Below are 23,474 nucleotides of genomic sequence, written 5' to 3'. Positions count from 1 at the left end.
GCGTGTCCGCCGACTCCGTATCCGCCGCTTCCGCCGCGGGTCTGCCCGCGCTCGTGGCGCGGCACGCCGAGCAGACCCCGCACGCCCTGGCCGTGATGGACGGCGACACCACGCTGACGTATGCGCAGTTGGTCACCTCGGCGCGTTCTCTGGCGGCCCACCTGCGCGCGCACGATGTCAGACCCGGTGACCGCGTGGGCCTGCTCGTGCCGCGCTCGGCCAGAACCGTCGTCGCCCAACTCGCCCTGTGGTGGGCGGGCGCGGCCTGTGTGCCGCTCGATCCGGCCCACCCCCGCCCCCGTACGGACGCGATGCTCGCCGATGCCGGGGTGACCCTGACCGTCGGCGACAGCAAGCTGCTCGAAGCGATCGACACGGCCGGTCCCACCCTCGCCCTGCCCGACGAACCGCTGCTGACGGGCGAGGAGTCGGCGCCGGCCGGTCACGCCCCGCACGCGGCGGCGCTCGTCCTGTTCACCTCCGGATCCACCGGACAGCCCAAGGGTGTCACCGTCACCCATGGCGGCATCGCGGGACTGGTCACCGACCCGACGTATGTGACGGTCACGGCACGCGACCGGGTGCTGTTCCACTCCCCCGCCACCTTCGACGCCTCGACGTTCGAGGTGTGGTCGGCGCTGGCCAACGGCGCGGCGGTCGTGGTGTGCACCGCCGAGCGGCCCTCCTTCGAGGATCTGGCCCAGCAGGTGGAACGGCACGGCGTGAGCGTGGCGTTCTTCACCACCGCGCTGTTCCACCAGCTGGCGGCGCGGCGTTCGCGCCTGTTCTCACTGCTCCGTACGGTCGTGGTGGGCGGCGAGGCGATGGCGTCCCAGCACGCCCGCGCGGTGCTGCGCGCCTTCCCCTGGCTGGAGTTGGTCAACGGCTACGGCCCGACCGAGACCACGACGTTCGCCACGGCCCACCGGGTGACGGACGCGGACTGCGACGGTCCGGTGCCCATCGGCCGTCCGATCGCGGGCGCCGTCACCCACATCCTGGACGCCGACGGACAGCCGGTCGCGCCCGGCGAGCACGGTGAACTGTGGATCGGTGGCAGCAGGTTGGCGAGCGGCTACGCCGGGCGCCCCGAGCTGACGGCGGAGCGTTTCGTGGACCATGCGTCCCTGGGCCGCCTCTACCGCACCGGCGATGTGGTCTCGGCTCGTCCGGACGGACTGCTCGACTTCCACGGACGCGCCGACGACCAGGTCAAGGTCCGCGGATTCCGGATCGAGCCCGGCGAGATCGAGCACATCCTGCGCGAGCAGCCGGAGGTGGACGACGCCGCGGTGACCGTGCGCCGGGCGGCCGAGGACGACGCCCGTCTGGCCGCCTTCGTCGTCGCCGCACCCGGCCCCGTGCCCGGAGCCGAGACGCTCAGGACCCGGCTCGCCGAGCGGCTGCCCGCCCATCTGGTCCCCGACGAACTGAGCTTCGTGGAGCGGCTTCCGCTGACCGTCTCCGGGAAGGTGGACCGCCGCGCGCTCACCGCACTGCACAGCGCTCCCGCCGACGGCGGGGCCATCGAGCCGCTGAGCCCGTTGCAGCAGGCGGTCGCCGAGGTGTGGAGCCGCAGTCTGGGCTGCGAGGTGAACCGTCCGGACGCCGACTTCCTCGCCCTCGGCGGACACTCCCTGCTCGCCCTCGTCGTCACCGACGATCTGCGCGAGGAGCTCGGGGTCAAGCTGTCCCTGCCCGACTTCTTCGCCGCGCCCACGGTGGCCGGACACGCGGCGCTGGTGGAACGCGCGCTGCTGGCCGACCACAGCGACCTCCACCCCGACGCGTCCGAGGACGACACCCATGGCCACTGACATGACCCCGAGTTCCGCCGCGCTCCAGGAGGAGCTGCTGCGCCGGGCACGTGCCCGCGCCGGCAGCCGCCCGGAAGCCCCCGCGCCCGCCGCGGTCCGCGAGCCGTCGCCCGCGCCGCTCTCGCACGCCCAGCGGCGTATGTGGCTGATGGACCGTCTCGGCCAGGGCGGTTCGCTGTACAGCGTGCCCTTCGCCACCCGGCTGCGCGGCCCGCTCGACATCGACGCGCTGACCGCCGCGCTCACCGGGCTCGTCCACCGTCACCACATCCTGCGCACCCGCTACGGGCAGCGCGGCGACGAGGCGTACCAGGAGGTGCTCGCCGCTCCCGACGCGATGGATGTCGTCGTGGTGGAGAGCGACGACGACGGCATGCGTGTCCTCACCGAGGAAGCACGCCGTCCGTTCGACCTGTCCGCCGGTCCGCTGCCGCGCGCCCTGGTGGTGCGGCACGGCCCGCAGGACCACACCGTGCTGCTGACGTTCCATCACATCGCCATCGACGGCGGTTCGCTGGAGACGGTCGCCGACGAGCTGTCCCAGCTGTACGCCGCGGCCGTGGACGAACGCCCCCACACGCAGCCCGAGCCGCCGCAGTACGCGGACTTCGCCCGCCGGGAACACGCGGCGGCCAAGCGTCTCGGCGAGGGCCTCGACCACTGGGTGCGCCGCCTCGCGGGCGCGACTCCCGTACGCCTGCCCCGGCCCGCGCACACCCCGGGCGGGCGGGCCGCCGTCGCCCGGACCACTGCCTTGGGCGCCCAAGTCCTGCCGGCCCTGCGCGAGATCGGCCGACAGCACCGGGCGACCCTGTTCACCGTGTCCCTCGCCGCCTCCTTCGCGGCACTGCACCGGATGACCGGTGAGGACGACCTGGTCATCGGCTGCGCCGGCACCCATCGCGAGGGAGCTGCCATGCGCAACCTCGTCGGGCTGTGCGTCAACACCCTTCCGATCCGGGTGAATCTGTCCGGCGACCCGGACTTCAGGACACTCGTCGAGCGCGTACGGGACGCACTGCTGGAGGCCCAGCAGCACCGGGATGTGCCGTTCGACCTGATCCTGGAGCGCCTCGGCGCCGGAGCGCGGGGCGCCGACGGTACGGCACTGGTACGGGTGTCCGCCGACGTCCTGCGGGAACCCACCGCGCTCAGGCTGCCGGGGACGGTCGCCGAGCCGGTCGACATCGGTCTCGACGAGGCGAAGTTCGACCTGTCCTTCGGGCTGGTGGACTCCGACTCCCCGGCCTGCATCGTCCAGTTCGGACAGTGGGCGCTGGACTCCGCCGCGGGAGACCGGCTGGCGGACGACTTCGCCGCCCTGCTGTCCGCGGTCGCGGCCGATCCGGGTCTGACGCTCTCACGACTCGGCGGTGGTCCTCGGGCGATCGTGGCGGACGACTGCCATCCGGCCGAGGCGCGTCTGCGGGCGGACGCCCGGATCGCCGACGCGGCCGTACCCGTACCGGCCGCCGGGGCGCTGATCGCCTACGCGGTCCTGCGGGAGACGGGTGGCCCCTCCCCCGCACAGCTGCGCTCGGACCTCCGCGCGGCCCTGCCGCGGGAAAGCGTTCCTGCCGCGGTGACGCTGCTGGACGCGATGCCTCGGACCGCCGACGGCTCACTGGACACGGCGCGCCTTCCCGGCGTGGCCGCGGCACCCGTCCCCCAGGGGCCCCGTGCGCACGCGGTGACGAAGGCCTTCGCCGAACTGCTGGGCCGCGTTCCGGCACCGGACGACGACTTCTTCGTCCTCGGCGGTCACTCGCTGGTCGCCGTGCAACTGGCCGAACGACTGCGTACCGGGCTGAAACTGCCGGTGACCGGTCTCGATGTGATGCAGTGCCGGACTCCCCGGGCGCTGGCCGCGCTGCTGGACGAGCGGGAGAGCGAGAGGGCGGCCGTCGTCGCCACCGCCGCACCGGCGGCCGGCAGGCGGCGGGTCCGGGAGGGCACGGTGCTGGTGACGGGTGGCACGGGCGGTGTCGGCGCCTTCGTCCTGCGGGAACTGGCCGCGCAGGGACGGCCCGTGCTCGCCCTGGCCCGGCCCGAGTCCGCGCACTTGGTCGCCGGCGACGGTGTCGAGGTCGTCGAGGGCGATCTCACCGACCTGGACGGCCTGCGCGCCGCGGTGGAGAGCGCGGACGCGGTGATCCACGCCGCGTGCACCTTCACCCGCCCCGAGGTTGACGTGGCGGCGATGGAGGCGATGGTCGCGGCCTGGAGCCGCGGACCGTTCGTGTTCGTCAGCAGCGTGGACGCGTACGGAAAGCCCGCGGACCGGCAGGTGGTCGAGGACGCGGCCTCGCAGCAGCCGCTGAGCGCGTACGGCCGGGCCAAACTCGACTGCGAGCAGCTGCTGTTGCGCGCCGCCGGCACCGAGGGCCGCGGCGGCGCGAGCGTGGTCCGCTCGCCGATCGTGTGGGGTCCGCACGACCGTCTGCGGGACCAACTGCGCTGGGGAGCCACCGGAATGCTCTACCAGGCGGCACTGGCCGGAGACCCGATCCAGGTCCCCGGCCCCGGCGCCGAGGGCCACGACTGGTACGGCGCGCCGTGGGTCCACGCGTCCGCGCTGGCACGCGCGGTGACCGCCTGCCTGGACACTCCGGTCCACGGCACGGCCAACGCCGTGAGCGGTCACGTCGGGTGGGCGGACCTGGCGGCCGAGCTGGGCCGGCTGCTCGGGACCGACAGCGAGATCAGCCTCGTCGACCGGGTGCACCCGGACCTCGACCACCGCTGGCACTACCGGTCCGACCGACTGGCCACGTCCCTGGCCGAACGCCCGGGCGAGGACTGGCAGTCGGTGCTGGCGACGATGATCGAGGGTCAGGTGCGGGCGGGACGCTGAGGTGAGGACGGGGGCGCCTGCCGGGGGGCAGGCGCCCCTTTCGCCGTCCGGGCGAGTCGGGCGGGAGGTACGGCCAGGTTGTTTCGGGGTGCAACACCTCGCGGTATGCCGTGCTGCAGCGACACCCCGGCCGGGGAGGAGCTCGGCCGGGGTCGCCCCAAGGGCCAGGATTCGGACAGGCTGGGCCGTCTGGCACCGAAGGCGGAGCACCTCCGCCACTGGTGTCACGACACGACAGGCAGGGAACCAGCGAGCCCGGGACGAGAAGGGTTGACCTGCTCAACGCGCAACGCTATTGCTGTCGTTGACCGCGGCCGAGCAGGCGCGAACGGGGGCAGCACATGATCGCGATCTGGTGCGTCGTTGCCGTGATGACCCTGAGCGCGTGGTGGGCGGTCTGGCGATTCCTCCGATATCCGGGCGGATGGGCTTTCGCGTTCCACGAGAAGCATCGGGAGGCACGCCGGGCACTGGATGAGCCCCGCCGTGCCGTGCGCGAGCTGCGAAGGACAGCTCGTCGTGAGAAGTTGCAGGCACTGGCTGCGGTGAAGCGGGCCGAGTGGGCCCACCGGCGCCACGTCCGCCAGTGCGAAGCCAAGCTGGAGCGACTGCGCACACCGCACCGCGGAGCCCGGAGACAAAAGCTCGGCCGGATCATCCTGTTCGAACGCGCGGTCCTCATCTCCAACGACGAAGTACCGCTGGCAGGCCTGCAGGTCCGATTCGAACTCTCCTCTTCTGCGCGCTCGTCGTACGTGTACCTCACGCGGCCCGACGGAAGGGAACGCTTGGAACGCTATGAGGGCAAGCAGTGGCCCGAGGACACAGTGCGCCGGTTCAGCGTCCGGATCCAGAACGCAGCCGTGGCGGCGGACAGGCTGCAGAAACGGCACGCCGGTAAGATCCGCGCGCTCGAAGCCGAACTGGAAGAGGCACGGCGCGCGACAGAACCGATAGCGTCGGCACAGGAGCGGCTGGCGAGCACACGCGCCCGTCACGATGCCGACTTCACACTCCCGCAGGCGCGAACAGCCCTCGACAATGCCCGGAGTGTTTGGCAGGGGATGACCGGTCGCCGCCCGCTCTAACCCCGTGCCGGGACGAATCACACAGGCGGCTCAGGGCCGCCTGCCCGGGTCCACCGCCAGGACACAGTCTTGGAGCAGTGTGCATTCGGGGCCTGGACAACAGCACCATGGCGACCTCTCATGACATCAAAGCCACCAACCAAAGGCGGCGAACTCGTGAGCGCTCACCGGGCGAACGAACAAGCTTGGATCACCTACGGCCAACGCCGACTGGACTACGGCTGCACACCGCCCGTACCAACGCGAATCGACTGGGGGTTCTGGCCCGATGTGGGCCCCGGCTCTGAGGTCCTCGGCTTGATCGAGGGCAGGCGAGTGCTCGACATCGGATCCGGACCCGGCCACCATGCCGTCCACCTGGCCCGAGCACACGGCGCCCTTGTCGACGGAATCGACCTGTCACCCACCCAGCACCAGCGTGCACTGAACGCTCACGGTCTCGAGCCCGGAGTTCGCTTCATGTGCGCGGATGTCGCGGAGCACCTGCGCCACTCCGAGCCCTATGACGCCGCGTACGGTGTCCGGACCTTCGGCTGCATCGACCCGCACCATCTGCTCCCGGCTTTGCGAGATGGCCTCACCGAGGGAGCCCCGCTCGTCTTCTCCGCTCTGCACACGGACAACGAAGGCCGCAAGCCGTCCGACCTCGTGGCACCGCGCGAGCAGGGTATCCGGCTGCGGGACGAGGAGCCCATCGCCGCACAGATGTGGGTGCTCACGCCGCCGCTCTGGGAGGGTCTGCTCATCGATCACGACTTCACCCTGGAGACCGTGGAGCTATTGCGTGCGCCGGAGGGCGGTCATCACGTCGTAGTCCAGCTCCTCCGGGCGAAGCGCCAATAGTGGTTGAGGCCGCAGCACAGTGCTTGAGGCCACCTCCGTCACAAGTACTCGGCCGCCGCGTCGAGAAACGCCCGCCGGCTCGGGCTGATGCACGCCCAGACCTTCTCGTCCTGGGGTGCTCCCGGGTCGCGCGGGCCGTCTCGGATCACGTTCTGAACCGCGAACGCGACCCGCCGTGCCGCCTCGTTGACCTCGGACGGGCACAACAGGTGAATCGTCTTCTGGGCCACCCACAACCTGTCGACGGCCTGTTTGGCCCGCGCCTGCCACGCTTCATCGGTCAGGTTGTCGTGGTACCGGTCCACCGCCACCCGTTCGGCTTCCTGCACCGCGGACAGGAAGTCGATGAGGTGGGTGAGGGCTTCGGCACGGCGCCCCTCGGCGCGTTCTCGATCGCCGCGTCGCGTTTCCGTGCGCTCCGACGCGCGTCCTTGCCAGAACTGGGCCGCAAACGAGGTCAGCCCGCCGAGTACGACACCCATGAGCGGTGCAAGCGTTGTCCACACCCGTCCACTCTGGCCAGGACTCGGGTCATCGCGCGGTCGTTGCGGATATCTCGGACGGTGTCCCGTCCAGTGGTGTAGAGGCGTGGCCGCTCCCAGCACGGAAAGACCCGGGCGGCAGCCGGCGTGGCGTGATCGTCCGCCCGTCCGGGACATCACGGACGGGCGGACGACCCTGCGCATCGGGTCGGCGAAGCCCTGGCCCGAACCCCACCGCCAGAAAATGCGCGCACTCCGATCCGGACCTAGAATTTTTCGGATACTGCGCCGGATGGCGAAGCGTGCCCACTTCATCGCCCCGGGCAGGTTCACATCGAATTGAGGCGTTATGAAGCACGTCGACACTCAAGCACGCCCCCGCGAAGCCACACCGGAGATTCCCACCGTAGAGGTCACCCTGAACGTCAACGGCGATGCGTATCGTCTGCGGCTCGACTCGCGGGTGACCCTCCTCGACGCATTGCGTGATCACTTGGTGCTGACCGGGGCGAAAAAGGGCTGTGACCAGGGCGCTTGCGGGGCCTGTACCGTGCTGGCCGACGGGAAACGCATCGTGTCCTGCCTCGCGCTCGCCGCCCAGTACGAAGGCCGCGAGATCACCACCGTGGAGGGTCTGTCCGACAACGGTGAGCCGCACCCGATGCAGGCCGCCTTCGCACGCCGTGACGCGTTCCAGTGCGGCTACTGCACCCCTGGGCAGATCATGTCCGCCGTGTGCCTGGAGGCCGAGGGCCGGGCGGGCACGGACGAGGACATCAGCGAATTCATGAGCGGGAACATCTGCCGCTGCGGTGCCTATCCGAATATCCGTGCCGCGATACGCGACGTCGTTTCGGAGGGGTGACGATGCGCCCCTTCGAATACGTCCGGCCCGCCGAGACCGAGCAAGCAGTCGCGGCCGTGACGGCCGACCCGAAAACGTCATTCCTGGCCGGAGGCACGACCCAGCTGGATCTGATGAAGGACGGCGTCCTTCATCCCGATCGGCTGGTCGACATCACCCGGCTGCCGCTGAAGGGGATCATGCACGCCGAGTCGTCGGTGCACGTCGGTGCGCTGACGACGATGGAGGAACTGGCAGCGGATCCCGTGCTGCGCGAACGGCTTCCGTTCGTGCGTGAGGCGCTCCTGCTCGGAGCCTCCACGCAGCTGAGGAATATGGCGACCATCGGCGGCAACCTGTTGCAGCGTGCCCGGTGCCGCTACTTCAGGGACCCCACCGTAGGTGCCTGCAACAAGCGCGACCCCGGGTCCGGCTGCGCCGCGATCACCGGCTTTCAGCGCATGCACGCCATCCTGGGCACAAGCGATCAATGCATCGCGTTGCATGCCTCGGACGTCGCGATCCCCTTCGTGGCGCTGGACGTCGTCGTCCATGTCCAGGGCCAGGACGGCCCCCGGTCGGTACCCCTGACGCGGTTCTACCGGGAACCCGGTTCGACACCGCACATCGAGAACGTGCTGAACCACGGTGAGCTGATCACCGAGGTCGAGATTCCGCTGCTGCCGCAGGACACCCGGTCCCACTACCTGAAGGTCCGCGACCGGGTGTCCTACGAGTTCGCCCTGACCTCGGCCGGCGTTGCTCTGCAGTTGGAGGGCGACACCATCCGCGACGCACGGATCGGCCTGGGCGGCGTCGGCACGGTCCCGTGGCGGGCCTGGGACGCCGAGGAGGTGCTGCGAGGAGCACCGGCGAGCGACGAACGCTTCCGGATGGCCGCGGAGGCAGCCCTGGAGGGCGCACAGACGCTGCCGGGCACCGCCTTCAAGGTGGATCTGGCCAAGCGCACCCTGGTGCGCACGCTCGAGACCGTTGCAGGAGCCCCGTCATGACCACCCTCGAAACTCCCCGCGCGGTCGTCGGTGAAGGCATCGAGCGCGTAGACGCACCGCTGAAGGTCACCGGGGCAGCGCACTACCCCAATGACTTCAGCTATCCGGGCATGGTGCACGCCGCCCTGGTGGGGAGCACCATCGCCGCGGGACGCATCCGCAGTATCGACGCCTCCGACGCGCAGTCCGCACCCGGCGTCCTGACGGTGATCACCCATCTCACCGCTCCGCAGTTGCCGCGCGGACCGATGACACTGCTCGGGCCGTCGCCGCCGGCGCCCATGCAGGACGACCGGATTCTCCACTACGGCCAGCACATCGCGATCGTGGTGGCCGACAGCGCCGAGCAGGCCCGGCACGCCGCGTCGCTGGTACGTGTGGAATACGAGCCGGCCGAAGCGTTGCTCGACGTGGAGGATCCGAACGCGCAGGTCCTGACCAACCCCTGGGGGATGGACTCGGATCGGGGCGACGTGTCCGCCGGCTTCGCCGAGGCGGACGTCGTGGTCGAAGGGCGCTACACGACGCCCGACAACACCAACAACCCGCTCGGCCTGATGAGCACCATCGCCTCATGGCACGGCGACTCTCTCACCGTGCACGACTCCACGCAGTGGCCCCACAACGTACGCACGACACTCGCCACGGTCTTCGGTGTACCGGAGAGCGGTATCCGGGTGCTCGCGCCGTTCGTCGGCGGCGGCTTCGGCGCCGGCCTGCGGGTGTGGTCCCACGTCATCCTGACCGCGCTGGCCGCCCGCGAGGTCAGGCATCCCGTGAAACTGGTGCTGACGCGACCGCAGATGTTCACCTCGGTCGGGCACCGTCCGGACAGCGTCCAGCAGATCAGGATCGGGGTCACCAGGGCCGGGGACCTCGTCGCCATCGAGCACCACGGAATCTCGTCGGTGGCGATGGAGGACGACGACTTCGAGCCGGTCTCCGGCTGCTCGGCCGTGTCCTACGCGTGCCCCAACGTGATGACGCGCGACCGGCAGGCCCGTCTGAACATCCCCTGCCCCGGGTCCATGCGCGCTCCCGCCGAAGGCCAGGGCAACTTCGCTCTGGAGTCCGCCATCGACGAGGCGGCCCACGCCATCGGTATGGATCCGCTGGAACTCCGTCTGCGCAACTATGCCGAAGACCACCCGCTGCTGGGTCTGCCCTGGTCGAGCAAGGCCCTCCGCGACTGCTACACCCAGGGTGCGGAGCGGTTCGGCTGGTCGCGCCGTACGCCCGACATCGGCTCCATGCGTGACGGCCGATGGCTCGTCGGGTACGGCATGGCCGGTGTGTCCTACCCGTTCTACCAGGCTCCCTGCCAGGCACGGGCGTCCCTGCGCCGCGACGGCTCGGCGTATGTACGGAGCGCCGCCACCGATATCGGCACCGGAACCTACACCGTGATGACGCAGTTCGCCGCCGAACTCCTCGGACTGGAGATCAGCAGGGTCCGCTTCGACCTCGGCGACTCCGACATGCCCTACTCGCCCCAGGCCGGCGGCTCCGGCCTGACCGGAGCGCTGGCCAACGCGATCCACACCGCGTGCGACAACCTCGTCCACGAACTGCTCGACATCGTGCGCGACGACGACAAGTCGCCACTGCGCGGTGCTTCAGCGGACGACGTCACCGTCGGCGAAGGACGGCTCCACCGCATCAGCGCTCCGGACCAGGGCGAGCCCTACACCGACATCCTCGCCCGCCACGGTCTGGAGGAGGTCAGCGCCGACGGTCGCAGTACCCCGCCCGACGGGAAGCAGATCGGCATGGCCCCCTCCGGCGCCTTCGGAGCCAAGTTCGTCGAGATCCGCATCGACCCCGGGCTCGGCCTGCTGCGGGTCAAGCGGGTGGTCTCCGCCATCGACGGCGGACGCATCCTCAACGAGAAGACGGCCACCAGCCAGATCGTCGGCGGCACCGTCGGCGGTATCAGCCAGGCCATGTTCGAGGCGACCGAGACCGACGAGGGCACCGGTCGTATCGCCAACCCCACGTTCGGCGACTACCTGATGCCCGTCAACGCCGACGTTCCCGACATGGAGGTCATCTTCTGCGGGACTCCCGACCGCGCAACGAACGTCGGAACCAAGGGTGTCGGCGAGATCGGCCTGGTCGGCGTGGCGGCAGCCATCGGCAACGCAATCCATCACGCCACCGGCCGTCGTCTGCGGTCCCTCCCCTTCACCATCGACCAGCTCCTCTGACGGGGCTTGCCGACTGCCGACGTGGGGTCAACCACCCAGTGTCCGCATGTACTTCGCGAACTTCTCCAGGCCGTCGACGTTCCTCGGTCCGCTGATGCCCTCGTTGTAGTCGAGGACGAAGAAGTTGTTCTTCTTGACCGCGGGGAGTTCCCTCGTGTGCGGGGACTTCCGCAGAAAGTCGATCTTCTTCCTGGCCGGCAGGTCGCCGTAGTCGAGGATCATGATCACCTCGGGTTCGGCCTCGGCGACCGCCTCCCAGTTCACCTGGGTCCAGCGCTGGTCGAGTCCGTCGAAGATGTTCCTGCCGCCCGCGGTCCTGATGATGTCGTTGGGCGGGACCTGATTGCCCGCGGTGAAGGGCTGATCGGTGCCCGAGTCGTAGAGGAAGACCGGCACCGCGTTGCCCTGGGGCGCCTGTTCCGCGACCGCCTCGACCCGGCGTTTCAGGCCGGCGACGACCTTGTCCGCCCTGTCCTCGACCCGGAAGATCCGGCCCAGTCGGTCGAGGTCGGTGTAGAGCCCTTCGAAGGGGGTGACCTTCTCGGGGTACCCGGGGTAGTTGAAGCAGCTCTCGGTGTGCAGGAAACTCTGGATCCCGAGCTGATCCAGGATCTTCGGCGTGATGCCCCGCTCGTCCTTGAAGCCGGAGTTCCAGCCCGCCACGACAAAGTCGGACTTGGCCTCCACCACCAGTTCCTTGTTGAGGAGGTCGTCGCTGAGCATCTTGACCTTGGCGTACTCGGACGCCCAGGGGGACTCGCTCACCGGCGGGTTGGCCGGCGGCATCACATAGCCGTGCACATGCTCGGTCAGGCCGAGGCTGAACAGCTTGTCGGCGCTGCCGCCCTCGTAGGCGACGGCGCGCTGCGGGGTCGTGTACGCGACCGGCTCACCGCAGCGCTTCACGGTGACCTTCCCGGACGCCTCGGCGTCCGTCCCGACCTCGGCGCCGCAGCCGCTGAGCAGCAGGACGGCGGCGAGCGCGGATCCGATTGCGGTGCCTCGGGACACCGCGCCGGACGATCGATTCATACGCAACACGTGGATAGGCCTCTCACCAGGAGGAGTTGAGCGAATACAGCAGTTGGGGAGCCCCCGTGAGCGGGTGGGGAACCACGTCGGCCTCGACACCGAACACCTCGTCGACTAGCTCCGGGGTGAGGACATGGGCGGGCGAACCCGCCGTCACCAGGCGGCCGTCGGAGAGGACGCCGATGTGATCACAGGCCGCCGAGGCCAGGTTGAGGTCGTGCAGGACGATGAGGACGGTGAGCCCCGAGCCGCGCAGGAGCGAGAGCAGCTGGACCTGGTGGCGTACGTCGAGATGGTTGGTCGGCTCGTCCAGTACGAGGATCTTCGGCTCCTGGACGAGAGCACGGGCCAACAGGACGCGCTGACGCTCTCCGCCCGAGAGGGTCAGCACTCCGCGCCGCGCGAGATGCCGGATGTCGAGCCGCTCCATCGCCCGCTCGCACAGCTCCCGTTCCCGTCGGCCGAGTGCCTGATTGCCCTGGAGGTGGGGCGTTCGCCCCAGGGCGACGAGTTCCTCGACCGTGAAGTCGAGGTCGACGGCGCCGTCCTGGGTCATGGCGGCGACGGTCTGCGCGCTGCGGCGCATCGCGAGACGGGAGAGATCGTCGTCGCCCACCCACACCGTGCCGCTGCTGGGGCGAAGCGCCCGGTACACACAGCGCAGCGCGGTGGACTTGCCGCTGCCGTTCGGGCCGACCAGGCCCACGACCCGGCCGCTGTCCACCCGCAGCGAGAGATCGCGCACCAGACTTCTGCCGTCGGTCACCACCGAGAGCCCGTCGAGTGTCAAATCCATCTCAACGACCCCCGAACAGATAGCTCTTGCGACGCATCAGCACGATGAACACCGGCACTCCGACCAGTGCGGTGATGACGCCCAGCGGCAGCTCACGGGGTGCCACGAGCGTCCGCGACACCAGGTCGACCCACACCATGAAGATCGCCCCCAGCAGAGGGGCGACGGCCAGCACCCGGACGTGGGCGGCCCCGACGACCATGCGCACCACGTGCGGCATGACCAGGCCGACGAAGGCGATGGCTCCGCTGACGGCGACCATCACCCCCGTCACGAGTGAGACGATCACGAGCAGGCCCTTGCGATGCCGGTCGGGGCTGATCCCGAGGCTCGCGGCCGTCTCGTCCCCGAGGGCGAGGACGTCCAGCGCCCGGCCGTGTCGGTGGAGCACGGCCAGACCGAGCAGGACGGCGACGCAGACGACGGGCAGCGAGCCCCAGCTGGCGGCGCCGAAGCTGCCCATCGTCCAGTGGAGGATCATGCTGGTCGCCTCACTGTCCGGGGCGACGTAGATGATCACGCTCATCAGCGCCTGGAAGCCGAGCGACATGGCCACTCCGGTCAGGACCAGGCGCAGCGGTGAGAGCGTGCCCCGGCTGGATGCGGCCGCGTGGACCAGGACCGCCGCCACCAGGGCGCCGATGAAGGCGCCGGCGGACACCGCGTAGATGCCGAGCGCGGCGAGGCCGCCGGTGACCGTGACGCCGACGGCGCCGACGGACGCCCCTGAGGAGACGCCGAGGACGAAGGGGTCCGCAAGGGCGTTGCGCACCAGGGCCTGGATGGCGACGCCGACGGCACTCAGCCCGGCGCCCACGAGGGCCGCGGTCAGGACCCGCGGTGCACGGATCTGCCAGATGATCTGATACGTCGTCACCTCGTCCTCGGCGATGTGTCCGCCGCTGAGGGCCGCCCACAGATACCGGGCGGTCTCCCCCGGCGTGATCACCGCGGATCCCAGACCGATGGCCACGACGACGGAGACGAGGAGGACGGCGAGCAGGATGAGGCAGGCCGCCAACAGGCCATGAGACGAGGTAAGTCGGCCCTTGAGACCGGTCGCGGCCGCGGATGTTGGGATGTCGGCTGATCCCGTTTCACCGGTGCCGACCGGTGGTGAGGTGATCGCGGGCGGAGGCATGGAGCCGCCTTCACTTTCGGTAGGAGGAGAAGTGTTCGGGGGAAAGCTGTGACGACGGCCGGGCGGTACGAGGCCGGGGGCTCGTCGGCTACGCGGCGGCCGCCTCCTGCTCCCGTTCCTGGGCGCCGTGGCGGGACACCACGCCGGCCGCGCCGAGCGCCACGACGACAAGGGCGCCGAAGGCGGCGGCGATGCCCGGGAAACCCGCCAGGCCGAGACCGGCGCCGCCCAGGGCCGCGCCGACGAAGACCCCGAGGCTCTGGCCCGCCGCGTTGAGGCTCAGGGCCGAGCCGCGCAGCGGGCCGCAGCGCCGTACCAGGAGACTGACGGCGCACGCGGCCACGACGGCATGGCTCGCCGCATGCAGCGAGGTGAGCGTGAGGGCGAGCGGCAGCCAGTGCGTGAAGTAGAAGCCCACGACCGACACCAGCGCAGCGACGAGGCCGATGGCCAGCAGGCGTTCGGTGCTGATCCGGGGTTCGGCGGAGTTCGTGATCCGCCCGGTGAGGAGGTTGCTCACGAAGTACGACGCGCCGCTCAGCGTCCAGACGAACGCGAAGAGGCCGGGGTCGAGCCCGAAGCGGTCGTCGTAGAAGGCCGCCAGATAGGCGAGGTAGCCCATGAAGACCGCGGTGCGGAGCAGGGAAATGAGAAGCAGGGGCACGGCTCCGCGAACCGCTCCGAGCGCCGTGAACGAGGCGAGATAGCTCAGGCGTTGTTCCTTCCCGCCCCCCTCGGCCTTCCTCGGCTCGGCCCGTGCGAGGAAGAGCCCGGCGAGGAGAACCGAGGCCGCGGTCACGGCGAGGAGGTCTCCCTCCCAGCCCCAGAGGAGGGCGGGCAGGGCCACGAGCGGCGCCGCGAGCATGGCGGTCATCGACTGCACCGCTGTGACCAGGGTCGCCGCCCGGCCGGCCGCCCTGCCCGTACCGAAGCGGTCGGCGGCCGCCGCGGTGAGGGCCGGGTTCAGCACGGACGTACTCGCGCCGACCAGCAGACAGAACACCGCCAGCAGCACGAAGTCCCCGCTCGCACCGAGCGCCGTTGAAGCGCCGAGGGCGACGAGTCCGCCCGCGACCGCCCACTCCTTGCGTACGCGGTCGATGAAGGGGGCGAGCGCGGTGCCGACCAACAGGGCTGCCAGGCCGCCGAGTCCGCGCAGCCCGCCCATCGCCGCGACGCTGCTTCCCGCCTCGTCCGCGATCGGCACCAGGTAGGTGCTGAAGATGGTGAACGGCAGCAGGCCGACGGCCGAGGCGAGCAGGACGGGCCACAGGGCACCGGCCATCCTCAGGTCGCCCGGCAGCGGCTCCTCCTCCGTCCGGCGGTCCGTCGCCGACGTCTTGGCGTCGGTGGTCACGAGCCGACTCCCCCCGTGAGCACCGGCTTGTCGGCGCGGTAGCGGTACATGAGTGTCGGGTCGGCGCTGAACTGCGAGAAGGGGAAGGGCTCGGCGTTCAGTGCGGTGACTCCGCCGGACAGGAACGCACGGGCGACCGCACTGCCCGTCTGCGCGTAGACGACCAGGGGGACGCCCTGCTCGCGGCAGTGCTCGAGGATCAGGTCGAACGTGCCGTTGCTCAGGGTCATACCGGTCGCCACGACGGCATCGGCTTGGCCCAGCACCTCGGTCATGTCGTCGCCGACCCGGTCGCCCCACTGGGTGGTGCGCAGATTGAGGTCGCAGGGCAGGCACACACCTCCGCGGTCGCGTATCGCCGCGACGAGCGGATTGACCACGCCGATGAGGGCCACCTTCGCGCCCGGCTCGATGTCGAGGAGACCGGCGACGGAGGCGTCGCGGGCCCGGGCACGGATCTCCGGCGTCCCGGCCGGAAGGGTGACCGGTTCGGCATCGGGCGCATCGCGGTGCGGACGCACGTGGGAGAGGTAGGCGTCGAGTGCGGCGACACGGACCGGGGCGGACTCGTGGCGCAGCAGCGTGTCGAGGGTGTGGCCGGAGGCGTTCTCGCAGAAGTCGGGGGCGAGTTCACCGGCTTCGAAGGAGCAGGCGCCGAAGGCGTGCCCGACCCGGAGCACAAGGTAGTGGTTGTGGTACGTGGCCTCGCCCCCGGCGAGCCGGGTGGTGTGGTAGAGCCAGAAGGCGCTGTTGACGGCCAGATTCCTGGGGGCGGGACCGTGGGCGTCCGACAGTACGGCGTCGGTCAGTTCCGCGACTGTCTGCGGCATGAGGTGTGGCATCTCGGGTTCTCTCGTCGGGGTTGTACGTACTGCGGTGCGGGCAGTTCGGCCGCGGTGGGGAGTCGGCGCCGTCAACTCCCTTGCGGAACGCGGACGTCGGACCAGGAGGTCGTCGACCAGGGGAGACTGAGCTCGTCGAGTGAGGTGATCTCGTGCGGCTTGAGGGTGTCGATGTCCGGGGCTTGCGCGTGCCATGCGTAGGCGCTCTCGACGTAGCGATGGCCGGTGTCGGCGGCGATGAAGACATGGGTGCGGGAGTCGTCCCGGGTGCGTTCCCAGCGAGTGGTGAGGTACGCGGCGCCGGCCGAGAGGCCGGCGAAGATGCCGCTGCTCCGCAGGAGTTCGACGGCGCCGGAGAGCGCGCAGTCGAAATTGACCCAGTGGATCCTCTCGTAGAGCTCGTGCCGGACGTTCCGGAACGGGATGGCACTGCCGATCCCCGCGATGATCATGTCCGGGTCCGACACGTGCTCCGAGCCGAACGTGACGCTGCCGAAGGGCTGTACGCCGACGAGTGACACATCCCGGCCGGCCTCGCGCAGATAGGTGGCGATGGCACCGGTCGAGGCGCCCGATCCCACACCGCCCACCAGGGCCAGGGGCCCGTCGGGGACCTCCCGGGCGATCGTGTCGGCCACGTCGCGGTAACCGAGGTAGTGGATGGAGTCGTGGTACTGCCGCATCCAGTGGTACGAGGGGTTCGCCTCCAGGATCTCGGCGATGCGCCGCACCCGGAGTTCCTGGTCGAGACGCAGGTTCTTCGACGGCCGGACCTGCTCCAGCGTGACGCCGAGGATCTCCAACTGCGCGCGGAGGGTGCGGTCCACCGTCGTGGATCCCACGATGTGGCACTTCATTCCGTACCGGTGACAGGCCAGTGCCAGCGCCTGTGCGTAGATGCCGCTGGAGCTGTCGACGAGCGTGTCACCGGGTTCGACGGCACCCGACTCCAGGAGATGGCGGACCGCCCCCAGCGCCGAGTAGATCTTCATCGTCTCGAACCGGAGACAGATGACGTCCGGCCGCAGGGAGATGAGATCGGGTTTCTTGATCGCTTCAGCTATGTGTGTGTGCATGCCCGTCTTCCTGTCAGCCGCCCCTGTGCCGGGACCGCTTGAGCAGGTAGGTCTGAACGGTGTCGGTGTCCCCGGCGCCTGGTGACGACCGGATCGAGCGAGAGCATCACACTAATTGAAAATGATTGTCAAGACCGATTGCGCCTCGACGCCCGGACTTGCCCCGCGGTGCCGGACTCATATAGAAACGATTATCACTTTCATTTGACGTGTAACCAGGGAGGAGTCCCGTGAAGCCGACCCAGGAGGCCGGGGCACGACCATGTCCACCGCGCGGGGAGCCGGCGAGAGGGACGACGGGCAGCGGAGTGGGGACCGCCTTCGGGACCTTCGGCGAGCTGCTCCAAGGCGTGCTGCCTGAGCAGGACGGCGACTTCCTCGTCACCCTGCCCGTCGCGCGCTGGACGAGGGCGACCTTCCGGCCCGATCCGCACATGGGCGAGGTGGTGGTCCGGCCGGCCCGTAAGCAAAAGGCCCTGCAGCTGGCACGCACCATCGTCGAGCAGACGCCGCGACCGACCGGCGGGGTGCTGACCGTCAACAGCGTCATCCCGGAGGGCAAGGGGCTGGCCAGCTCATCGGCCGACCTGGTCGCGACCGCGCGGGCCGTGGGGCAGGCCCTGGGCATCGCGATGCCCGCCGCCCGGATCGAGCGACTCCTGGCAGGCATCGAACCCACCGACGGCGTGCTCTACCCGGGCATCGTCGCCTTCCACCATCGCAGCGTGCGCCTGCGCGCCGTCCTCGGGTCCCTGCCCGCCATGACCGTGGTGGGGATCGACGAGGGCGGAGCGGTCGACACCGTCGACTTCAACCGCATCCCCAAGCCGTTCACGACAGCGGACCGGCACGAGTACGCGCGTCTGCTGGACCGGCTCACCGGCGCCGTACGCTCCCGCGACCTCGCGGAGGTCGGGCGGGTCGCCACCCGCAGCGCGCTGATGAACCAATCCCTTCGGCACAAACGGTCGTTGGAGCGCATGCGTGATGTCTGCCGCGAGGTCGGCGGACTGGGCGTGGCCGTCGGACACAGCGGCACGACGCTGGGAGTGCTGCTGGACGCGGCCGACCCCGCATGCACGCACCGCGCCACCGCCGCGGCTCGGGCGTGCACGGAACTGGCGGGAGGCGTGTCGGTCTACCGGACTCTCAGCTTCCCGGACGCCCACTTCCCGGAGCCGAGCCTCGCCGTCCCCGCGTGACCCCACCCCGTGCGACGCCGTGGAGCGCGCGGACCGACAAGACCCTGCGCCGGCAGGGCCGCCCGCAAGAAGTTCCTGACCTGCACTTTTCTTACCAGGCGCCATCCGAGCGCCCTTGCAGGAGGCGGGACCGCATTCCATCGCGCGCGGATCACCGCGGTCCGTTCTACGCTGTTTTCTGGACAACCCGGGCAGTCGACGACCGGTCCCGAACCGGCGGAAGCAGGCTCCCATGGCTGGGCGATTCCCCGGACGCGTTCCGGCCCCGGAAGGCTGACCGAGCCCTCCGCGCAGCACGCGGAGGCAACACCCAGCCCATCCGACAGGAGAGGCGGCACAGCCATGGCGGACTTCGTCGGCGCGGTGGATCAGGGAACCACCAGCACCCGTTTCATGATCTTCGACCACGCCGGAAACGAAGTGGCGAAGCATCAACTGGAGCACGAGCAGATCCTTCCCCGATCGGGGTGGGTCGAGCACGACCCCGTCGAGATCTGGGAGCGCACCAACTCGGTGATCCAGAACGCCCTCCGGCACGGAAATCTGTCGCCGGCCGACCTGGCGGCGATCGGTATCACCAACCAGCGGGAGACGACCGTCGTCTGGGACCCGCGCAACGGCCGCCCCTACTACAACGCCATCGTCTGGCAGGACACCCGCACCGACTCCATCGCCGCCGCCCTGGAGCGCTCGGGCAAGGGTGACGTCATCCGCCGCAAGGCGGGTCTGCCGCCCGCGACGTACTTCTCCGGCGGCAAGATCCAGTGGATCCTGGAGAACGTCGACGGCGTCCGCGAAGCCGCTCAGCAGGGCCATGCCATCTTCGGCAACACCGATGCCTGGGTGCTGTGGAACCTCACCGGCGGTCCCGACGGCGGCATCCACGCCACGGACGTGACGAACGCCAGCCGCACCATGCTGATGAACCTCGAGACGCTGGACTGGGACGACGAACTGCTGGGATTCTTCGACATCCCGCGGTCGATGCTGCCGAGCATCAAGCCGTCCTCCAGCGCGGATGCCTACGGCGAGACACGTACGTCGCGGCCCCTGCGTGAGGCCATCCCCATCGCCGGCGTGCTCGGCGACCAGCAGGCGGCGACCGTCGGCCAGGTCTGCTACTCGCCGGGCGAGGCCAAGAACACCTACGGCACCGGCAACTTCCTGGTGCTGAACACCGGTACGGAGCTGGTGCGTTCGGAGCACGGCCTGCTCACCACGGTGGCGTACCAGTTCGGCGACAGCCCCGCGGTCTACGCCCTGGAGGGCTCCATCGCGGTCACCGGTTCCGCGGTCCAGTGGCTGCGCGACCAGATGAAGATCGTCAAGACGGCCGCCGAGAGCGAGACACTGGCCCGCACGGTCGAGGACAACGGCGGGATGTACTTCGTCCCCGCCTTCTCCGGACTGTTCGCCCCGTACTGGCGTTCCGACGCCCGCGGCGCGATCGTCGGCCTCGCCCGGTACAACGACAACGGCCATCTGGCGCGGGCGACGCTCGAAGCCATCTGCTACCAGAGCCGGGACGTGGTGGAGGCCATGGAGCAGGACTCCGGCGTCCACCTCGACGTGCTCAAGGTCGACGGCGGTGTGACCGCCAACGACCTGTGCATGCAGATCCAGGCCGATGTCCTCGGCGTACCGGTCAGCCGTCCGGTCGTCGCCGAGACCACCGCGCTCGGTGCCGCCTACGCGGCCGGTCTGGCCACGGGCTTCTGGCGCGACACCGACGAACTGCGCACCCACTGGCAGGAGTCGAAGCGCTGGGAGCCGCAGTGGTCCGAGGACCAGCGTGCGGAGGGCTACGCGGGCTGGAAGAAGGCCGTGGAGCGCACGCTCGACTGGGCCAAGGTCGAATAGACCGGCACCGACGGGTGCACGTCGGCCACTGACGGCCTTCGGACGGGCCGTCAGTGGCCCTCGGGCACCCGCTCCAGCACGAAGACGGGGATTTCCCGGTCCGTCTTCTTCTGGTAGTCCGCGTAGTCGGGGTACGCCTCGACCGCGCGGGCCCACCACACGGCCTTCTCCTCGCCGGTCACCTCACGTGCCGTCATGTCCTGGCGCACGGCGCCGTCCTGGAGCTCCACCCGGGGATCGGCCACCACGTTGTGGTACCAGACAGGGTGCTTCGGCGCCCCGCCCAGCGAGGCGACCACGGCGTACTCGCCCTCGTGCTCCACCCGCATCAGCGGGGACTTGCGGATCTTGCCGCTCTTGGCGCCGCGGGTGGTCAGGATGATGACCGGCATCCCGCGCAGCGTCGTGCCCTTGGAGCCGCCGGAGCTCTCGAACAGCTCCACCTGGTCACGCACCCACTTCTCCGGGCTCGGCTCGTACTCACCCTCAAGAGGCATGGTCATCCATCCCGTCGTCGGTAAAGGTCTCTGGGCAGTTGTTCAACGCGCCGCGCGTCCGGGATCATCCCGGACGCGCGTGTGGCGCGGGGTGTCCGAGGGGTCCGTCAGGGGACGATGGAGTCGACGTAGCCGCCGTCGACCCTGACGGCCGCGCCGGTGGTCGCCGACGCCTGCGCGGAGCTGAGATAGACGACCAGGTTGGCGATCTCCTCGGGCTCGATCAGCCGCCCCAGCAAGGACTGTGGACGGTGCAGTCGCATGAACTCGCGCTGCGCCTCGTCCCAGGGTCTGTCCTTGCCCACCAGTTCGTACACGAAGTCCTCCACACCCGGCGTGTGGGTGGGTCCCGCGATGACGGAGTTCACCGTCACCCCGGCGCCGGAGGCGTCCTTGGCGAAGCCGCGTGAGACGGCCAGCAGGGCCGTCTTGGACATGCCGTAGTGGATCATCTCGACCGGGACGACGAGCGCCGAGTCGCTGGCGATGTTCAGGACCCGGCCCCAGCCGCGCTCCTTCATGCCGGGCAGATAGGCACGGATGAGGCGCACGGCGCTGAGGACGTTGGTCTCGAAGTACTCGCGCCACTGGTCGTCGGTGATGTCCAGGGCTTCGGTGGGTCCGAAGATGCCGAGGTTGTTGACGAGGATGTCGGCGTCGGGGACCGCATGGCCCAGCAGCCCGGCGCCCTCCTCCGTGGTCAGGTCGCAGGTCACGGTCGCCACATCGGCCGCCGGCACCGCCTCGATCAGGCTGCCCGCGGCCTGCCGCAGACGCTCTTCGCCCCGCCCGGTGAGAACCGTCCTCGCACCCGCCCGCGCAAGGCCCGTCGCGATGGCGAGTCCGATGCCCTGGGACGATCCGGTGACGACCGCCGTCCGGCTGCTCAGATCAATGTGCACGCGTCGCACGCTCTCATATCTCCGCAGAGCGGATCGGGTTCGCCACGCGCGGGAATCCGCGCCGGCCTCGTCCCCGGTGCTCGGTACGAGACCGACGCGGATTGCCGCGTGCGGAGACTCAGATACGGCCGCCGGTCGCACGGGTCACGGGGCCGAAACCGCGTCGTGCGGAACGCCGGCCGACCGCGAAGGCGGCGGCGCCCACCGCGACGGCGCTCGCGCCACCGCCCGCGACGAGCAGGGTGCGGGCCTTCATGAACAGCCAGGCCGTGCCGGCTGCCGCGCCCACCGCCTTCGTCGCCGTACCGGCCGCACCGCCCACCGTCCTGGAGGCCGACTCCAGAGTCGTGGTGACCGACTTCCCGGCGCCCGCGAGGGCCGACGCCGTGGCGTTCCGCGCCTCGTTCGCACCGTCCGAAGCGGCGTCCGCGGCCCGGGACGAAGCCTGCTTGGCCCGCCCGCCCGCGGCTCGCGCGGCATTGACGTGTTCGTTCTTCGACGCTGTGGTTACTCGCTTGTTCGATTCAGTCATGGGGCTCGGGTAACCCCGTATCGGCGCCGAAAACCGATGTCCGCCATCCGGCTGTCGTGCCCGGTACACCTTCCGGTCCGGCCCGTCGGCACAGAGCGCACGGGAAGGGGGCGGGCCGGTGATCCGGTCCGCCCCCTTCCCGACACTGACTCAGGTCAACGTCTGCGGCTGCGCGTCGACCAGCTGCTCCCTATCCCCGCCACCTGCAGACCCAGCAGCATCAGGCCGATGAGCATGATGTTGGTGGCGGTGAACGTGTCGTTCGTCGAGATCTCCGCCGCGTTGATGAGGAACGCGATGAAGAACAGGACGGCTGCTGCGATGCCAAGCATGGAGGTTCTCCCCTCGAATCGGTGAGGACCGTGTGCCCCGCTCAGCGGGAAAGAGACCTGTTTCCCTTCAGGTGCGCCGCGGCGGCGGAACGACGAAGGAAAGGACCAGTGCGGCCGCCACCAGAGCCGCCGGCAGCCCGACGGCCGCGGGCCGGGCCTGAGTGAGCATCAGCCCGCCCAGCGCCGCGCCTGCCATCAGGACGAGGACGAGAACCGCGTTGTCCCACTGGAGCCGGCCGGTGGTCATGAGGCTCGTCAGCGCGCCGGTCAGCGCGCCTGTCAGGTACGTCGTCGACAGCCCGGGGGCGCCGGCGGCCCGCACGGCCCCGCCCTGCACTCCCATCGCCACCGACATGACCGCGAGCAGGGCGAGCCTGCCGCCGCTGTGCGGAGCGCCGCCCCACAGGACCCAGGCGACGGTCGCGCCGCCCAGGACGACGGTTTCCACGAGCAGCGCGCACCGCGCTCCCGTCCACCGCGGCCCGGTGCGGAGCACGGTGATACGGCTGCCGAGGAGTACGCCGCAGACATAGCCCGTGATCGCCAGCAGCGAATGGCCGGCCAGCGGGAGTTGCCGGCTTCCGACGGAGAGTCCGAGGAGGGCCAGGTTCGCGGTCATGACACTGGTGAAGACGCCCCCGAGGGCAAGGAAGCTGATGGCGTCGACCGCGCCGGTCGCCAGGGTCAGGAGCAGCACCGGGGCCGAGGCGAACAGATGGTGCGGCTCGGTGAGCCACGGGTCCGTGTCGTGTGCCAT

The 23,474-nt window shown here is 70.1% G+C and carries 21 protein-coding genes; 9 read left to right on the top strand and 12 right to left on the bottom strand.

The annotated features are described in order from the left end of the window. The first annotated feature begins 2 nt into the window (after nucleotides 1-2). From OHA05_RS32530 to OHA05_RS32515, 4 genes are all read left to right on the top strand, one after another. Entirely contained in the window at nucleotides 3-1,817 is a 1,815-nt protein-coding gene (locus tag OHA05_RS32530; RefSeq protein WP_328862521.1) for a non-ribosomal peptide synthetase, read from the top strand. After that, nucleotides 1,807-4,671 (top strand): condensation domain-containing protein, encoded by a 2,865-nt coding sequence (locus tag OHA05_RS32525; RefSeq protein ID WP_328862520.1) that lies wholly within the window; start codon nucleotides 1,807-1,809, stop codon nucleotides 4,669-4,671. The genes OHA05_RS32530 and OHA05_RS32525 overlap by 11 nt, the downstream gene beginning before the upstream one ends. Nucleotides 4,672-5,012: 341 nt before the next feature. Further along, complete coding sequence (locus OHA05_RS32520; RefSeq protein ID WP_328862519.1) at nucleotides 5,013-5,759, top strand: hypothetical protein; 747 nt, start codon at nucleotides 5,013-5,015, stop codon at nucleotides 5,757-5,759. 156 nt (nucleotides 5,760-5,915) lie between these two features. Continuing rightward, nucleotides 5,916-6,602 carry an SAM-dependent methyltransferase gene (locus OHA05_RS32515; RefSeq protein ID WP_328862518.1) on the top strand — a complete coding sequence of 229 codons (687 nt, stop codon included), beginning with the start codon at nucleotides 5,916-5,918 and terminating at the stop codon, nucleotides 6,600-6,602. 38 nt (nucleotides 6,603-6,640) lie between these two features. Here the strand turns inward: OHA05_RS32515 and OHA05_RS32510 are convergent, their stop codons facing one another. Beyond that, nucleotides 6,641-7,084, bottom strand: a complete 444-nt coding sequence (locus tag OHA05_RS32510; protein WP_328862517.1) for a hypothetical protein — start codon at nucleotides 7,082-7,084, stop codon at nucleotides 6,641-6,643. 349 nt (nucleotides 7,085-7,433) lie between these two features. On the opposite strand from OHA05_RS32510, the gene OHA05_RS32505 reads away from it, so the two are divergent. Genes OHA05_RS32505 through OHA05_RS32495 form a run of 3 tightly spaced genes read left to right on the top strand, consistent with a single transcriptional unit; the run spans nucleotide 7,434 to nucleotide 11,148 of the window. Continuing rightward, on the top strand, nucleotides 7,434-7,949 hold the full coding sequence (locus tag OHA05_RS32505) for a (2Fe-2S)-binding protein (RefSeq protein ID WP_313942671.1): 516 nt from the start codon (nucleotides 7,434-7,436) through the stop codon (nucleotides 7,947-7,949). Between the two features lie 2 nt (nucleotides 7,950-7,951). Next, entirely contained in the window at nucleotides 7,952-8,941 is a 990-nt protein-coding gene (locus OHA05_RS32500) for an FAD binding domain-containing protein (RefSeq protein WP_328862516.1), read from the top strand. Beyond that, nucleotides 8,938-11,148, top strand: a complete 2,211-nt coding sequence (locus OHA05_RS32495) for a xanthine dehydrogenase family protein molybdopterin-binding subunit (protein ID WP_328862515.1) — start codon at nucleotides 8,938-8,940, stop codon at nucleotides 11,146-11,148. The genes OHA05_RS32500 and OHA05_RS32495 overlap by 4 nt, the downstream gene beginning before the upstream one ends. A gap of 27 nt (nucleotides 11,149-11,175) precedes the next feature. Here OHA05_RS32495 and OHA05_RS32490 read toward each other — a convergent pair whose 3' ends face one another. The 6 genes from OHA05_RS32490 to OHA05_RS32465 all read right to left on the bottom strand — a co-directional run bounded on the left by OHA05_RS32490 (nucleotide 11,176) and on the right by OHA05_RS32465 (nucleotide 17,392). Beyond that, a complete protein-coding gene (locus tag OHA05_RS32490; protein WP_328862514.1) occupies nucleotides 11,176-12,180 on the bottom strand; it encodes an ABC transporter substrate-binding protein in 1,005 nt (334 codons plus the stop codon). Nucleotides 12,181-12,202: 22 nt separating this feature from the next. Then, a complete protein-coding gene (locus tag OHA05_RS32485; protein WP_328862513.1) occupies nucleotides 12,203-12,976 on the bottom strand; it encodes an ABC transporter ATP-binding protein in 774 nt (257 codons plus the stop codon). 1 nt (nucleotide 12,977) lies between these two features. Next, nucleotides 12,978-13,997, bottom strand: coding sequence for a FecCD family ABC transporter permease (locus OHA05_RS32480; protein WP_328862512.1), 1,020 nt, complete (start codon nucleotides 13,995-13,997; stop codon nucleotides 12,978-12,980). Between the two features lie 208 nt (nucleotides 13,998-14,205). Next, nucleotides 14,206-15,474, bottom strand: coding sequence for an MFS transporter (locus OHA05_RS32475; protein ID WP_328862511.1), 1,269 nt, complete (start codon nucleotides 15,472-15,474; stop codon nucleotides 14,206-14,208). Next, a complete protein-coding gene (locus tag OHA05_RS32470; RefSeq protein ID WP_328862510.1) occupies nucleotides 15,471-16,316 on the bottom strand; it encodes a Rossmann-like domain-containing protein in 846 nt (281 codons plus the stop codon). Before OHA05_RS32470 ends, OHA05_RS32475 begins: the two co-directional genes overlap by 4 nt. Before the next feature lie 71 nt (nucleotides 16,317-16,387). After that, complete coding sequence (locus OHA05_RS32465; RefSeq protein WP_328862509.1) at nucleotides 16,388-17,392, bottom strand: pyridoxal-phosphate dependent enzyme; 1,005 nt, start codon at nucleotides 17,390-17,392, stop codon at nucleotides 16,388-16,390. Between the two features lie 308 nt (nucleotides 17,393-17,700). On the opposite strand from OHA05_RS32465, the gene OHA05_RS32460 reads away from it, so the two are divergent. Further along, nucleotides 17,701-18,594, top strand: a complete 894-nt coding sequence (locus OHA05_RS32460; RefSeq protein WP_328862508.1) for a GHMP family kinase ATP-binding protein — start codon at nucleotides 17,701-17,703, stop codon at nucleotides 18,592-18,594. A gap of 342 nt (nucleotides 18,595-18,936) precedes the next feature. Continuing rightward, a complete protein-coding gene (glpK, locus tag OHA05_RS32455) occupies nucleotides 18,937-20,454 on the top strand; it encodes a glycerol kinase GlpK (protein WP_313942681.1) in 1,518 nt (505 codons plus the stop codon). A gap of 50 nt (nucleotides 20,455-20,504) precedes the next feature. On the opposite strand, the gene OHA05_RS32450 is transcribed toward glpK, so the two are convergent. From OHA05_RS32450 to OHA05_RS32430, 5 genes are all read right to left on the bottom strand, one after another. Continuing rightward, entirely contained in the window at nucleotides 20,505-20,951 is a 447-nt protein-coding gene (locus OHA05_RS32450) for a nitroreductase family deazaflavin-dependent oxidoreductase (RefSeq protein ID WP_313948779.1), read from the bottom strand. 107 nt (nucleotides 20,952-21,058) lie between these two features. Then, on the bottom strand, nucleotides 21,059-21,853 hold the full coding sequence (locus OHA05_RS32445; RefSeq protein ID WP_313942682.1) for an SDR family NAD(P)-dependent oxidoreductase: 795 nt from the start codon (nucleotides 21,851-21,853) through the stop codon (nucleotides 21,059-21,061). 118 nt (nucleotides 21,854-21,971) lie between these two features. Further along, nucleotides 21,972-22,385, bottom strand: a complete 414-nt coding sequence (locus OHA05_RS32440) for a hypothetical protein (RefSeq protein ID WP_313942683.1) — start codon at nucleotides 22,383-22,385, stop codon at nucleotides 21,972-21,974. A 155-nt stretch (nucleotides 22,386-22,540) separates the two neighbouring features. Continuing rightward, nucleotides 22,541-22,717 (bottom strand): hypothetical protein, encoded by a 177-nt coding sequence (locus OHA05_RS32435; RefSeq protein WP_313942684.1) that lies wholly within the window; start codon nucleotides 22,715-22,717, stop codon nucleotides 22,541-22,543. 67 nt (nucleotides 22,718-22,784) lie between these two features. After that, nucleotides 22,785-23,474, bottom strand: a complete 690-nt coding sequence (locus OHA05_RS32430; RefSeq protein WP_328862507.1) for a YoaK family protein — start codon at nucleotides 23,472-23,474, stop codon at nucleotides 22,785-22,787.

Origin of the sequence: Streptomyces sp. NBC_00306 (assembly GCF_036169555.1) — a bacterium.
Lineage (GTDB): Bacteria > Actinomycetota > Actinomycetes > Streptomycetales > Streptomycetaceae > Streptomyces > Streptomyces achmelvichensis.
Note: the sequence above shows the minus strand (reverse complement) of the source record. Positions and strands in the feature narration are given on the sequence as shown.